A 13299-nucleotide genomic window follows, 5' to 3' on the forward strand; every position below is an offset into this window, starting at 1 on the left:
CTCGTAGGGTCCGGGTTGTGGACCTGTCAGCTGTGATCTTCGTGGTGCTCGCCCTCGCCTGGGCCGTCTACCTCATCCCCAAGGCCCTCGCCCACCACGACGAGGTGGCGGGGGAGCGTCTGGAGGAGGGTCACTCCGAGAAGGTGCGCGTGCTGACCCGTCGTCGCCACCCGGTCGACGAGGCGGCCCCGGACGCCGTCGAGGAGGTCGAGACCGAGGTCGAGGTCGAGCGCACCGACACCGTCACCCGCCGTACCGCCCCGGTCCTGAGCCCCACCGCCCGTGCCGCGCGCAACCGCCGCCGGGTGCTCGGTGGCCTGGTCACCGTGCTGCTCGCCGTCGTCGCCCTCGCCGGCTTCGCCGTCGCCCCGTGGTGGACCGTCGCGGTCCCCGCCACCGCGATCGTCGCCTTCCTGGTCGTCGCCCGCATCTCGGTCCGCCGCACCCAGGCGGCCCGCCGCTCCGCCCCTCGCCCCGCCGCCGACCCGGTCGAGCCGTCCGCGACGGTCGAGCGCCCCGCGTCGGTCGAGCCCGTCGAGACCACCGCCCCCGTCGAGACCCGGGCCCCCGTCGCCCCGGCCGCCCTCTCCTACGAGGCGCTCGAGCTGCTGACCGACCCCACGACCGGCCGCGAGCAGCAGGCCGAGCTCGAGGCCGCGCTCGCCGACGAGGGCTCGCTGTGGGACCCGCTGCCCCTCACCCTCCCGACGTACGTCGGCAAGGCCACCGCCCGCCGCACCGTGCGCACCATCGAGCTGACCGGCATGACCAGCTCGGGCCACGACGACGCCGACACCGCGATCGCCCGGCAGGCCGACGAGGACGCCGACCGTGCGTCCGCGGAGACGACCGACCGCAAGGTCGCCGGCGCCTGACCCGATTCGGGACCACGCCGGTCCCGGTGGTAACTTTTCCCTCGCGCTCGTGCAGACGGGCGCTCCGGGGCTGTGGCGCAGTTGGTAGCGCGTCTCGTTCGCAATGAGAAGGTCAGGGGTTCGAATCCCCTCAGCTCCACCGACAAGCCGCAGACCTCAGGTCTGCGGCTTCGGTGCTTCCCGGGGCCTGGGGCGCGGCTCGGTGCCGACGCAAAAGTACCGCCCCGTGCAGACGCTGCGTGAGGTCTGCTCGGGGCGGTCGTTGCGCACGCTGTACCCGGCCCCGACGACCTCATGCGCTCGTGGTGTGACCTGGGTCATGGCCACGGGTCGCGCCCGGGTGGGTGCGTCCTCGTGACCGGGTGGTGCCCGCCCCGGCAACGTGCGGGCGCTCGTGAGCGCACTCGACACGCCCGGTCGGGCACGCGGCCCGCGTCGGCGTGTCGTGCGTCACCGGTCGGGTACGGCGCCGCCACGCCGGTCCGCTCGGGCCGTCGGCGTCGAGCCCAGGGGGCGTCATGACCCAGACCGAGGACCGCAGCGAGGCGCAGGAAGGTGCGCTCAACGGGCTGATGCTCGTGGTGGCCGTCGTCTCGGCCGTGAGCGGGCTGCTCTACGGCTACGACACCGGCATCATCTCCGGCGCGCTGCTGCAGATCTCCGAGGAGTTCTCGCTCGGCAACGGGCTGGAGCAGGCCATCGCCGCCGGCATCCTGCTGGGCGCGGTGATCGGCGCCCTCGGTGGCAGCCTGCTCTCCGAGCGCTGGGGCCGGCACCGCACCATCCTGCTGATCTGCTCGATCTTCGTCTCCGGCAGCCTGCTCTGCGCGATCTCACCGAGCCCGGTGCTGCTGGCGCTGGCCCGGGTGCTGCTGGGCGTCGCCGTGGGCGGGGCCACCCAGACGGTCCCGATGTACGTCGCGGAGATGGCGCCGGCGCGGCTGCGCGGGCGGCTGGTGCTGTGCTTCCAGCTCGCGATCGGCGTCGGCATCGTGATCTCGACCCTCGTCGGTGCCACGGAGCTGGTCGACTGGCGGGTGTCGATCGGCGCGGCCGCCGTACCCGCCCTGATCATGCTGCTGCTCCAGCTGCGGCTGCCCGAGAGCCCGCGGTGGCTGGTCAAGCAGGGGCGGCGCGACGAGGCCGAGGCCGTGCTGCGCCGGGTGCGCCCCGACGGCTACCCGGTCGAGCAGGAGCTCGAGGAGATCGTCGAGGTCGAGGAGCGCAAGGCCGAGACGAAGGTGCGCGACCGCGGGTGGAGCGGGCTGAGGCGCCCCTGGGTGCGCCCCGCGCTCGTCATCGGCTGCGGCATCGCGGCGCTGACCCAGCTGTCCGGGATCGAGATGATCATCTACTACGCGCCCACGATCCTGACCGACAACGGCTTCAGCACGACGGCCGCGCTGCGGGTCAGCGTCGCGCTGGGCGTGACCTACCTGCTGGCGCAGGTGGTCGGCCTCATGATCGTCGACCGCGTCGGTCGCCGCCGGCTGACCATGGTGATGGTGCCGGGAGCGGCGCTGAGCCTGTTCGTGCTGGGGACGTTCTTCGTCACCGGCAACGCCGGGCAGGACAACGTCCCCTTCATCGTCACCTGCCTCATCGTCTTCATGCTGTTCAACGCCGGTGGCCTGCAGCTGATGGGCTGGCTGACGGGGTCGGAGATCTACCCCCTGGCGGTCCGTGGCGCGGGCACGGCGGTGCAGTCGGCGACCCTGTGGGGCACCAACCTGCTGATCACGCTGACGCTGCTGACCATGATCGAGGTCCTCGGCGTGGGCCAGGTGTTCTGGCTCTACGGGCTGTTCAACGTCGCGGCGTGGATCTTCGTGTGGCGGCTGATGCCCGAGCTGACCGGCCACAGCCTGGAGGACATCGAGTCCCACCTGGCCGAGGGCCGCTTCACGCCGGCCGACTTCACGGAGCGTCGTACGGCCTGAGCGCTGGCCCCGGCCCCGTAGGTTCGGGGCCGTGGCGACGACGACGCGGGACGCAGGGACGACGACGGACGCACGGTGGGCGGGACCGGTGACGGCCGGGGTGCTCAGCGCCCTGCCCGGCCTGGTGCTGATGGCCGCGGGCTACTTCCACCCCGAGAGCCTCAACGAGATGACGGCCCACCGGTGGTGGACCCTGCACGTGCCCGGGATGCTGGTCTTCCCGCTGGTCGGCCTGGCCCTGATGTGGCTGTTCAAGGGGCGGCGCGACCCCGTAGCCGTGGTCGCGGTGCTCGCGTCCTTCGTCTACGCGATCTTCTACAACGCCCTGGACATCCTCAGCGGCATCGGCGCCGGGTGGGTGACCTCGCGGCTGCCGTCCGGGGCCCCGCGACCCGACGAGGTGCGCTCGATCTTCGCGCTCGGCACCCCGCTCGGCGAGATCGGCTCCTGGGCGCTGCTGCTCGCGGCCGTGGTCGTGGCCGGCGACTTCCTGCTCCGGCACCGGCTGGCGGCGCTGCCCGGCGTGCTGCTGCTGCCCGGCGCCTGGCTGGTGCACCACGACCACATCTACTGGCCCGGGGGAGCGCTGGGGATGGGGCTCGTCGGGGTCGCCACGGGTTACCTGGCCTGGCTCGGACGACGCTCCTGAGGCGAGAACCAGCTGGCGCGGGATGTCAACTCCTCAAGCACAGCGGTGCCCCCTGATCTAGTCCAGAAGAACTATGTCCGAATTCCCCGATCTCGTTTACGGTGTCCCTACAGACGTTCACCGAGGTACCTGGGAGGGGCACCATGGGAGAGGTCGCACCGCTGTCGGTCCTGCTGGTCGGGTTGTTCGGCATGGTCATCATCGCCGTCGCCGTGGTCCGCATCGCCCTGCTCGAGCGCAAGGTCCTGGTCTCGCGGCCGACCCCGCTCAGCCCCGTCACCACCGACGCCGACCCCTGGGCCCTGCCCGGCGCCGCCGCCGCCTGAGGCCCGAGGTCCCGAGCCCCGTCCTGGAGTCCACTCCTCGAGTCCCGGGGCTCGCTGCCGGTCGCCCGGCAGCCCCGCGCTAGATCCAGCGGCGGAACCACATCCGCTGCAGCCACTGCGCGTTGGTGAGCAGCTCGTCGGTCCAGACGGGCCAGAAGAACACGAACGCCACCACCGTCAGTGCGAGCACGACGCCGGCGACCGAGCCGGCGAGCAGACGGCGTACCCGTGAGGACCCCGGGCCGCCGGCGATCCCGCCCACGAGCAGCACGAGGGCGAGGACCAGGAACGGCAGGCTGGCCGAGGAGTAGTAGCTGAAGATCGGCCGGTCGTCGTAGCGGAACCACGGCAGCCAGGTCGCGGCCAGCCCGACCAGGACCAGCCCGTGACGCCAGTCGCGGCGCAGCAGGCCCGCGACCACGGACCACAGCGCCGCCGCGGTGCCCGCCCACCACACCACCGGGTTGCCCAGCAGCAGCACCTGCCGCAGGCACGTCGAGCCGGCGGCGGCGGTGCAGCCCTGCTCGCCGGGGGCGATGTCGAGCTCGGTGGAGATGCCGACGGGGCGGTTCAGCACGAACCAGCCCCACGGGCTCGACTGGTAGGCGTGGGTGCTGTCGTCGAGGAAGCGGGTGTGGAAGGAGAAGACGTCCTGGTGGTAGTGCCACAGCGACTGCAGCGACTGCCACAGCTCGGGGAAGAACCCGGTGGCGTCCGTCTCCAGGTAGCTGCCCCAGTAGGGGCCGTACTGCGTGTCCGACAGCGCCCGCTCGTAGACGTCGGCGTGGAGCAGCCACCCGGTCCAGCTGAGCACGTAGAGCACGAACGGCAGCAGCACGACGTACGCCAGGGCGGGGGTGGCGTCGATGAGCGCGGACTTGGCCACGGCCCAGCGGACCCCGAAGGAGCGGCGGGCGCCGGCGTCCCAGAGCCACATCGTCAGCCCGAAGGCCGCCAGCACGAACAGCGCGGTCCACTTCGTCGAGACCGCCGCGCCCCAGCACAGGCCGGCCGCCAGCCGCCAGGGGCGCCACAGTAGCCGCGGTCCCCAGGCGTCGGCCGCCAGCCGGGTGCCCTCGACCAGGTCGGCCAGCCGGGAGCGCGTCCAGTCGCGGTCGGCGACGGTGCACGCGACGGCGCACAGGATGAAGAAGGCGAGGTAGACGTCGAGCAGCGCCAGCCGGGAGAGCACGAAGTGCTGGCCGTCCAGGCACAGCAGCAGGCCGGCGAGGACGCCCAGGGCGGTGGAGCGGGTCAGTCGGCGGGCCAGGCGCACCATCACGAGGACCATCAGGGCGCCGACCACGGCCGAGGAGACCCGCCAGCCGAACGGCGTCATGCCGAAGGCCGACTCCCCGAGCGCGATCAGCCACTTGCCCAGCTCCGGGTGCACCACCATCGAGGGGTCGCCGGTCCACAGGCCGGTCGTCTGGCCGCCGAGGATGGCCTTGTCGGCGTCCTCGACGTAGGTCTGCACGTAGCCGAAGTGGCGCAGCGACCAGGCGTCCTTGGCGTAGTAGGTCTCGTCGAAGGCGAACGCCCGGGGGTTGCCGAGGTCGTGCAGCCGCAGCACCAGCGCGAGCAGGGCCACGCCGGCGGCCGCGACCCAGCCCCGGACGCGGTCCGAGCCGGGCAGCCCGGCTCGGGAGGCGGCCGGCGGGAGCCGCTCGCCCCGCGGCGTCGCGGACAGCGTCGTACGGCGCTCGAGGAGGCTCACGCTGCCCGAGGATACGGCTGCGATGATCAGGCACATGAGCGATCCGCGCGAGTCCTCCCACCTGTCCGGGGGCGGCGTGCTGGTCCTGGCCGGCACCCCGATCGGCCGCCCCGAGGACGCCTCGCCACGGCTGGCGACCGAGCTGCGCGGCGCCGACGTGGTCGCGGCCGAGGACACCCGGCGGCTGCGGCGGTTGGCCGGCGACCTGGGCGTGGAGATCCCCGGTCGGGTCGTGTCCTACTTCGAGGGCAACGAGCACCTGCGCACCGACGCCCTGGTCGAGGCCCTGGTGGCCGGCGAGCGGGTGGTGCTGGTGACCGACGCGGGCATGCCGAGCGTCTCGGACCCCGGCTACCGCCTCGTCGCCGCCGCGATCGAGCGCGACGTGACCGTCACCAGCCTGCCCGGCCCCTCGGCGGTGCTGACCGCGCTCGCCGTCTCGGGGCTGCCGGTCGACCGGTTCTGCTTCGAGGGCTTCCTGCCGCGCAAGGCGGGCGAGCGGCTGCGGCGGCTGCAGGCGATGGCCGACGAGGAGCGCACCCTGGTCTTCTTCGAGGCCCCGCACCGCACCGCCGCCGCGCTGGCTGCGCTGGCCGAGGCCTTCGGTGACGACCGTCGTGCGGTGGTGTGCCGCGAGCTGACCAAGACCCACGAGGAGGTACGCCGCGGCACGCTGGCCGAGCTGGTCGCCTGGGCCGAGGACGGCGTCCGCGGCGAGGTCACCCTCGTCGTCGAGGGTGCCGAGCCGCCCGCGGCGGTCACCGACCCGGTCGCCCTGGCCGCCCTGGTGGCGGCCGAGGAGGCGGTCGGGGTGCCGCGCAAGCAGGCGATCGGCGACGTCGCGCGCCGCTCCGGGGTGCCCAAGCGCCTCGTGTACGACGCGGTGCACCGCCCGTGAGCGCCGTGCTCGACGGGCGGCCGGGCCTGCCCGAGCCGCTGCCGCACCCCGTGGTCGACAACCACTGCCACCTCGACGTCGCCCGGGGCGACGAGGCGCCGCTGGCGGTCGCCGACGCGCTCGCCGCCGCCGCCGAGGTCGGGGTGACGCGGATCGTCCAGGTCGGCTGCGACCTGCCCGGCGCCCGCTGGGCCGCGGCGACCGCCGAGACGCACGACCAGGTCGTCGCGGCCGTCGCGCTGCACCCCAACGAGGCGCCGCTGCTCAGCCGTCAGGGCCGGCTGGCCGAGGCCCTGGCGGAGGTACGCCGCCTGGCCGCGGGCAGCGACCGGGTGCGGGCGGTGGGGGAGACCGGGCTCGACCACTTCCGGACCGGGCCCGAGGGACGGGCCGTGCAGGAGGAGTCCTTCCGCGCCCACGTGGCGATGAGCAAGGAGCTCGACCGCACCCTGGTGATCCACGACCGTGACGCCCACGACGACGTGCTGCGGGTGCTCGACGACGTCGGCGCCCCCGAGCGCTGGGTGATGCACTGCTTCTCCGGCGACGCGGCGTTCGCGCGGGCGTGCCTGGACCGCGGGGCGCACCTCTCCTTCGCCGGGACGGTCACCTTCAAGAACGCTGACCCGCTCCGCGAGGCGCTCCGCGTGACCCCGCTGGACCGGGTGCTGGTGGAGACCGACGCGCCGTACCTCACCCCCGTCCCGCACCGCGGCCGCACCAACGCCTCCTACCTCGTGCCGCTCACGGTGCGGGCGATGGCGGAGATCACGGGGGTGCCGCTGCGGGAGCTCTGCGAGGCCGTCGAGAGCAACACCTTCGCCGCCTTCGGTGGCGCCTGGGGAGCGTGAGAGGCGCCACACGGACCCGCCTGGGACGCACCGGCGTGGCGGGTCGCGGTTTGCGCCTGCCCCGTGCCCGCACCTAGGGTCGAGCGCTGTTGGCCGGAAGCGGGAGCACCACTTCGTCCGGTTGGCGCCATCTGGGGGGCCCGCGCAGCGTCGAGGACGACGCGGCGCGTGAGGCCGGCGCCACCGCCCGCGGACCGGGAAATGCGATCACTGGAGCATCGTGCGCGCACGCCTTGAGCACCTGACCAAGAACAAGACCCTTCTCGTGGGACTCGCTGTCGCAGTCCTCCTCGGGATCGTCGGCAGCGCCTCGGCGTACGCCGGGATGAGCAAGACCGTCACCCTCTCGGTGGACGGGGAGCGCCAGCAGGTCCGCACCTTCGCCGGCTCCGTGAGCGACGTGCTCGCCGCCGAGGGCATCGAGACCGGGAAGCACGACTCCGTCGTCCCCGGCCCCGAGGCCGACGTGCGGGACGGCTCCGAGATCGCCGTCCGCCTCGGCCGCCCGCTGACGCTCGCCGTCGACGGCGAGGAGAAGACGCTGTGGACCACCGCGACCAAGGTCTCCTCCGCGCTGAGCCAGCTGGGGCTGCGCTTCGGCGGCGCCGCGCTGTCGGTCAGCCGCGGCACCGAGATCGACCGCAGCGGCCTGGCCCTCGAGGTCACCACGCCCAAGAAGGTGGTGCTGAAGTACGGCCCGGAGAAGGCCAAGCGCCACGACCTGCCCGTCAGCACCGTCGGTGAGCTGCTCGCCGAGACCGGCGTCGAGGTGGACCGCAACGACGTCGTGCGCCCCTCGCGGGGCACCGAGCTCGAGGACGGCGACCGCGTGGTCGTGGTCAAGCGCGGCGAGAAGACCAAGCGCGTCGCCGACGAGACCATCCAGTCCGGCACCGTCCGGCGCGAGGACGACTCCCTGGCCAAGGGCAGGACCGAGACGGTCCGCGAGGGCCGCGACGGCGTCCGCGACGTCACCTACAAGACGAGCTTCCGCAACGGCAAGGCCGTGCGCACCGTCGTCGTCAGCTCGCGCGTCGTGCGCGAGCCGGTCGACGCGATCGTCAAGGTCGGCACCAAGGTCGAGCCCGTGGCCCCTGCTGCCCCCGCCGCTCCGTCCACCCCGGCGGCGTCCGTCGGCGGCGGCAGCGTGTGGGACTCCATCGCCGCGTGCGAGTCCGGCGGCAACTGGGCCGCCAACACCGGCAACGGCTACTACGGCGGCCTGCAGTTCAGCCTCGGCACCTGGCAGGCTTACGGCGGGTCGGGCATGCCCCACCAGAACAGCCGTGAGCAGCAGATCGCCGTCGCCGAGCGGGTCGCTGCGGCCGAGGGTGGCTACGGCGCCTGGCCGCACTGCGGGGCCGGTCACTGACGGCCTCTACGCTCGTCCCCGTGACGACTCCTTCTGCCGGACCGAGCCTGCTCGGTCCGGCAGAAGTGCGTCTGCTGGCCGACCGGCTCGACCTGCGGCCGACCAAGCAGAAGGGCCAGAACTTCGTCATCGACCCCAACACGGTGCGCCGCATCGTGCGTGACTCCGGCATCGGGGCCGACGACGTGGTGCTCGAGGTCGGTCCCGGCCTGGGGTCGCTGACCCTGGCGCTGCTGGCGGTGGCGCGCCGCGTGGTCGCCGTCGAGGTCGACCCGCTGCTCGCCGCCGAGCTGCCGGCCACCGTCGCCGAGCGGGCGCCCGGCCAGGTCGACGCCTTCGAGGTGGTCCTGGCCGACGCGCTGCGCATCGCCGAGGTGCCCGGCCCGGCGCCGACCGCCCTGGTGGCCAACCTGCCCTACAACGTCTCGGTGCCGGTGCTGCTGCACCTGCTCGGCCTGCTGCCCTCGCTCGAGCGCGGGCTGGTGATGGTGCAGTCCGAGGTCGCCGACCGGCTCGCCGCCCGGCCCGGCTCCAAGGTCTACGGCGTGCCGTCGGTCAAGGCGTCGTGGTACGCCGACGTCCGTCGCGCCGGCGCCGTGGGCCGCAACGTCTTCTGGCCGGCCCCCAACGTCGACTCCGGGCTGGTCGCCTGGAGCCGGCGCGAGCCCCCGGCCACCGCGGTGTCCCGCGGCGAGGTCTTCACCGTCGTCGACGCCGGGTTCGCCCACCGCCGCAAGGCGCTGCGCGCGTCGCTGCGCGAGCTGGCGGGCTCCGCCGAGGCCTCGAGCGCGGCGCTGGCCGCGGCCGGCATCGACCCGCTGACCCGCGGCGAGCAGCTGGTGCTGGCCGACTTCGTGCGCCTGACCGAGGCGCTGGTCTCCGTCACCGGTCGCCCGGTCGTCCCGGGGGCGGGCCGGTGAGGCCGACCCCGGTGACCGTCCGCGCAGCGGCCAAGGTCAACCTCGTGCTCTCGGTCGGCGGGCCCCACCCCGACGGGATGCACCCGCTCGACACCGTCTACCAGGCGATCAGCCTCTACGACGACGTCCGCGCCTCGCCCGCCGAGGAGTGGGAGGTCGGTGTCACCCCGGTCGGCGGGGTCGACTGCTCCGGCGTACCCCTCGACGAGGGCAACCTCGCCGTCCGCGCCGGGCAGCTGCTCGCCGCCCACCACGGCCTGGACCGCGCCGCCCGGCTCGACATCGACAAGGGCATCCCGGTGGCCGGCGGCCTGGCCGGCGGCAGCGCCGACGCCGCCGCGGCCCTGGTGGCGCTGGACCGGCTGTGGCACCTGCGCACCCCCGACGACGACCTGCTCGGACTCGCCGCCCGGCTGGGCAGCGACGTGCCGTTCGCGCTGCTCGGCGGCACCGCCCACGGCGGCGGCAACGGCGAGCAGGTCACCCCGCTCGCCGACGCCGGTGACCACTGGTGGGTGGTCGTGCCCGACGAGGGCGGGCTGTCCACGCCGGCGGTCTACCGCGAGTACGACCGGCTCCACCCCGACGCCCCCACGACCCCGCCCGCGAGCCACGCGCTGCTGGCGGCGCTGGCCGACGGCGACCACGCGGCCCTCGCCGCGGCCCTGCACAACGACCTGGAAGGACCCGCGGTGAGCCTGCGACCCGAGCTCGGCGAGCGACTGGCGCTCGTCCGTGCCCACCACGAGGGCGCGGTGCTGCTCTCCGGCTCCGGCCCGACCGTGCTGGCGCTCTCGAGCACCCACGAGGGGGCGACGCAGACCCGGCGCGCCCTGCTGGAGGCCGGGGTGCCGGTCGTGCACGTCGCCACCGGCCCGGTGGCCGGCGCCCACGTCGTCGAGCTCGTCGGATGAGCCAGCGCGCCAACCTCGTCAACCTCGAGCGCGTCACCAAGTCCTACGGCGTCCGGATCCTGCTCGACGAGGTCAGCCTCGGCGTCGGCGAGGGCGACCACGTCGGCATCGTGGGTCGCAACGGTGACGGCAAGACCACGCTGCTGGACCTGATGGCCGGCCACACCGAGGCCGACGGGGGCCGCGTCTCGCGCACCCGCGGGCTCGAGGTCGGCTACCTCGCCCAGCGCGACGACCTCGAGGAGACCGCCACCGTCCGCGAGGTCGTCCTCGGCGGCCGCGCCGACCACGAGTGGGCCGCCGACCCCACCTCGCGCGAGGTGGTCGAGGAGCTGCTCGTCGGCCTGGACCTGGAGCGCACCGTCGCCGGCCTGTCCGGCGGCGAGCGGCGCCGCAGCTCGCTCGCCCGGCTGCTGCTGACCGACCACGACCTGCTGCTGCTCGACGAGCCGACCAACCACCTCGACGTCGAGGCGGTCGCCTGGCTGGCGGGCTTCCTGCGCGCACGGGCCGCGGCCCGGCGTACGGCTGCGATGGTGGTCGTGACCCACGACCGCTGGTTCCTCGACGAGGTCTGCACCACGACCTGGGAGGTCCACCCGGGCAGCAACGGGGCCGGCGTGGTCGACTCCTACGACGGCGGGTACGCCGCGTTCGTGCTCGCCCGCGCCGAGCGCAGCCGCCAGGCCGCGGCCTCGGAGTCGCGCCGGCAGAACCTGATGCGCAAGGAGCTGGCCTGGCTGCGTCGCGGCGCCCCCGCCCGCACCTCGAAGCCGAAGTTCCGGATGGACGCCGCCAGCGCGCTCATCGACGACGAGCCGCCGCCGCGCGACCGGCTCGAGCTGCAGAAGTTCGCCACCCAGCGGCTCGGCAAGGACGTCGTCGACCTCGAGGACGTCGACCTCGTCCGCGGCGAGCGCTCGCTGCTCTCGCAGGCCACCTGGCGGCTCGGGGCCGGCGACCGCGTCGGCGTGGTCGGCGTCAACGGCGCCGGCAAGAGCTCGGTGCTCGGCCTCGTCGCCGGCGAGGTGGCGCCGGACCGCGGCAAGGCCAAGCTGGGCCGCACCGTCTCGCTGGCCCACCTCTCCCAGCAGGTGCCGGTGGAGGACCCCGACGCCCGGGTGCTGCCGACCGTCGAGGGCATCCGGCGGGTGACCAAGACCGCCGACGGCCAGGAGCTCACCGCGACCTCGCTGCTGGAGCGGTTCGGCTTCACCGGCGACAAGCTCACCGCGCGGCTCGGCGACCTCTCCGGTGGCGAGCGGCGACGCTTCCAGCTGCTCAAGCTGCTGCTGGCCGAACCCAACGTGCTGCTGCTCGACGAGCCCACCAACGACCTCGACATCGAGACCCTCAACGTGCTCGAGGACTTCCTCGACGCCTGGCCCGGCACGCTCGTCGTGGTCAGCCACGACCGCTACTTCCTCGAGCGCGTCACCGACTCGGTGTGGGCGCTGCTCGGCGACGGGCAGCTCTCGATGCTCCCCGGCGGGATCGACCAGTACCTCGAGCACCGTCGCGCCGGCCGTGCCTCCGGCGGTCCGTCGCCACGCTCGTCGACCTCGCAGGGCACCTCGCCGGCCGCGGGCAGCGCGGACTCCCGCGCGGCCCGCAAGACGATGGCCCGCCTGGAGAAGCAGCTGGAGAAGCTCGCCGACCGCGAGATGACCCTCCACGACGCCATGCTCACCCACGCCCAGGACCACTCCCGCCTCACCGACCTCACGGCCGAGCTCACGTCGGTCAAGGACGAGAAGGAGACGCTCGAGATGGAGTGGTTGGAGGCTGCGGAGCAGCTCGGGTGAGGGGTGGGCAGTTTCACCGGCCAGCCGGTGAAACTGCCCGCTGAACCGGGATGAAACGGGCAGCGATGGGCAGTTTCGCCTGCGACGACGCCCGACTTGTCCGGCCGGGGCGTCCGGCGGCGTGAGCGTCGTACGAGGTGGTCGCTCGGACGACCCGTCCGTATGACGTCCGCTCCGCGACGACGAGCACGTGTGACGGACCACTCCGTCGCGCAGGCTCGCGCCCACGGGACGTCATCAGGATCGTGGCCTGGAGACCCCGTTCTCGATGACGTCCGGAGCGGATGACGGCGTCCCGCGCCCGGAGCGTCATACGAGGTGGTCGCCCGGGCCGCCTGTTCGTATGACGCGTCGCCCCGGCGGCTGGAGCGTCATGCGGAGTGGTCGCTCGGACGACGAGCACGTATGACGTCCCGCCCGCGACGACGAGGACGTATGACGGACCCGCCACGACGCCCCGCCTGCCACACGTCCACCCGCGGCGCCACCCCGCCCGCCCGCCGCAACGCCCCGCCCACCCGCGAGACGCCGCCCTCACACCAGCGGCACCATCAGCTGCTTGAGGAGCCGGGCGAGCGACTGACGATCCGCCGGGGGGAGAGCGGCGAGCAGCGAGCGCTCGCGGTCGAGCAGGGACTCGAAGGCGTCGTCGACGGTGCGGCCGCCGGCGGCGGTGAGGCGGACCAGGACGCCGCGGCGGTCGCGGGGGTCGGGGAGGCGGTCGACGAGGCCGCGGGCGACGAGGCGGTCGACGCGGTTGGTCATGGTGCCGCTGGTGACCAGCGTCTGGCGCAGCAGCGCCCCGGGGCTGAGCTGGTAGGGCCTCCCGGCCCGACGGAGCGCGGCGAGCACGTCGAACTCCCACGGCTCGACGTCGACCGCGGCGAAGGCGGCGCGGCGCTCGCGGTCGAGCAGGCGGGCGAGGCGGGTGAGGCGGCTGAACACCTCGACGGGCGCCAGGTCGAGGTCGGAGCGCTCGCGGCCCCACGCCTCCACCAGCTCGTCGACCTCGTCGCGCTCCACCCCGCGAGG

The 13299-nt window shown here is 74.0% G+C and carries 12 protein-coding genes, 1 tRNA gene and 1 pseudogene; 11 read left to right on the top strand and 3 right to left on the bottom strand.

Going from position 1 to position 13299, the window contains the following annotated elements; all coding sequences use genetic code 11:
- The first annotated feature begins 17 nt into the window (after positions 1 to 17).
- The 5 genes from sepX to EDD33_RS04245 all read left to right on the top strand — a co-directional run bounded on the left by sepX (position 18) and on the right by EDD33_RS04245 (position 3790).
- Positions 18 to 875 (top strand): divisome protein SepX/GlpR, encoded by an 858-nt coding sequence (sepX, locus tag EDD33_RS04225; RefSeq protein WP_148076929.1) that lies wholly within the window; start codon positions 18 to 20, stop codon positions 873 to 875.
- A gap of 66 nt (positions 876 to 941) precedes the next feature.
- A tRNA-Ala gene (locus EDD33_RS04230) sits at positions 942 to 1014 on the top strand.
- 379 nt (positions 1015 to 1393) lie between these two features.
- Complete coding sequence (locus EDD33_RS04235) at positions 1394 to 2815, top strand: sugar porter family MFS transporter (RefSeq protein WP_123389241.1); 1422 nt, start codon at positions 1394 to 1396, stop codon at positions 2813 to 2815.
- Positions 2816 to 2903: 88 nt separating this feature from the next.
- Positions 2904 to 3464, top strand: coding sequence for a hypothetical protein (locus EDD33_RS04240; RefSeq protein ID WP_123389242.1), 561 nt, complete (start codon positions 2904 to 2906; stop codon positions 3462 to 3464).
- Between the two features lie 143 nt (positions 3465 to 3607).
- Positions 3608 to 3790: a hypothetical protein gene (locus tag EDD33_RS04245; RefSeq protein ID WP_123389243.1), complete on the top strand. Its 183-nt coding sequence runs from the start codon at positions 3608 to 3610 to the stop codon at positions 3788 to 3790.
- A 79-nt stretch (positions 3791 to 3869) separates the two neighbouring features.
- On the opposite strand, the gene EDD33_RS20780 is transcribed toward EDD33_RS04245, so the two are convergent.
- Both EDD33_RS20780 and EDD33_RS20785 read right to left on the bottom strand, forming a co-directional pair.
- Positions 3870 to 4628 carry a dolichyl-phosphate-mannose--protein mannosyltransferase gene (locus EDD33_RS20780; protein WP_425463859.1) on the bottom strand — a complete coding sequence of 253 codons (759 nt, stop codon included), beginning with the start codon at positions 4626 to 4628 and terminating at the stop codon, positions 3870 to 3872.
- Positions 4611 to 5543: pseudogene (locus tag EDD33_RS20785) on the bottom strand (phospholipid carrier-dependent glycosyltransferase); the annotation flags it as partial. The gene EDD33_RS20780 and the pseudogene EDD33_RS20785, both read right to left, overlap by 18 nt.
- On the opposite strand from EDD33_RS20785, the gene rsmI reads away from it, so the two are divergent.
- The 6 genes from rsmI to EDD33_RS04280 all read left to right on the top strand — a co-directional run bounded on the left by rsmI (position 5542) and on the right by EDD33_RS04280 (position 12267).
- Positions 5542 to 6405: a 16S rRNA (cytidine(1402)-2'-O)-methyltransferase gene (gene rsmI / locus EDD33_RS04255; protein WP_211332407.1), complete on the top strand. Its 864-nt coding sequence runs from the start codon at positions 5542 to 5544 to the stop codon at positions 6403 to 6405. The pseudogene EDD33_RS20785 and the gene rsmI sit on opposite strands and share 2 nt — an antisense overlap.
- Positions 6402 to 7256: a TatD family hydrolase gene (locus tag EDD33_RS04260; protein ID WP_246003361.1), complete on the top strand. Its 855-nt coding sequence runs from the start codon at positions 6402 to 6404 to the stop codon at positions 7254 to 7256. Before rsmI ends, EDD33_RS04260 begins: the two co-directional genes overlap by 4 nt.
- Before the next feature lie 220 nt (positions 7257 to 7476).
- Entirely contained in the window at positions 7477 to 8628 is a 1152-nt protein-coding gene (locus tag EDD33_RS20650; protein WP_148076930.1) for a resuscitation-promoting factor, read from the top strand.
- A gap of 20 nt (positions 8629 to 8648) precedes the next feature.
- On the top strand, positions 8649 to 9548 hold the full coding sequence (gene rsmA, locus EDD33_RS04270) for a 16S rRNA (adenine(1518)-N(6)/adenine(1519)-N(6))-dimethyltransferase RsmA (protein ID WP_123389245.1): 900 nt from the start codon (positions 8649 to 8651) through the stop codon (positions 9546 to 9548).
- An 11-nt stretch (positions 9549 to 9559) separates the two neighbouring features.
- Complete coding sequence (locus tag EDD33_RS04275) at positions 9560 to 10462, top strand: 4-(cytidine 5'-diphospho)-2-C-methyl-D-erythritol kinase (protein WP_123389246.1); 903 nt, start codon at positions 9560 to 9562, stop codon at positions 10460 to 10462.
- A complete protein-coding gene (locus tag EDD33_RS04280) occupies positions 10459 to 12267 on the top strand; it encodes an ABC-F family ATP-binding cassette domain-containing protein (protein ID WP_123389247.1) in 1809 nt (602 codons plus the stop codon). Before EDD33_RS04275 ends, EDD33_RS04280 begins: the two co-directional genes overlap by 4 nt.
- A 534-nt stretch (positions 12268 to 12801) precedes the next feature.
- Here the strand turns inward: EDD33_RS04280 and EDD33_RS04285 are convergent.
- Positions 12802 to 13290, bottom strand: a complete 489-nt coding sequence (locus EDD33_RS04285; protein ID WP_123389248.1) for a MarR family winged helix-turn-helix transcriptional regulator — start codon at positions 13288 to 13290, stop codon at positions 12802 to 12804.
- Positions 13291 to 13299 lie beyond the last annotated feature (9 nt).

This window comes from Nocardioides aurantiacus (genome assembly GCF_003752505.1).
GTDB classification, from domain to species: domain Bacteria; phylum Actinomycetota; class Actinomycetes; order Propionibacteriales; family Nocardioidaceae; genus Marmoricola; species Marmoricola aurantiacus.

Bases quoted from the DNA above. Each gene is read 5' to 3' on its own strand.
- EDD33_RS04245 (WP_123389243.1), top strand. From the start codon at position 3,608: ATGGGAGAGGTCGCACCGCTGTCGGTCCTGCTGGTCGGGTTGTTCGGC.
- EDD33_RS04235 (WP_123389241.1), top strand. From the start codon at position 1,394: ATGACCCAGACCGAGGACCGCAGCGAGGCGCAGGAAGGTGCGCTCAAC.
- EDD33_RS04280 (WP_123389247.1), top strand. From the start codon at position 10,459: ATGAGCCAGCGCGCCAACCTCGTCAACCTCGAGCGCGTCACCAAGTCC.
- rsmI (WP_211332407.1), top strand. From the start codon at position 5,542: ATGAGCGATCCGCGCGAGTCCTCCCACCTGTCCGGGGGCGGCGTGCTG.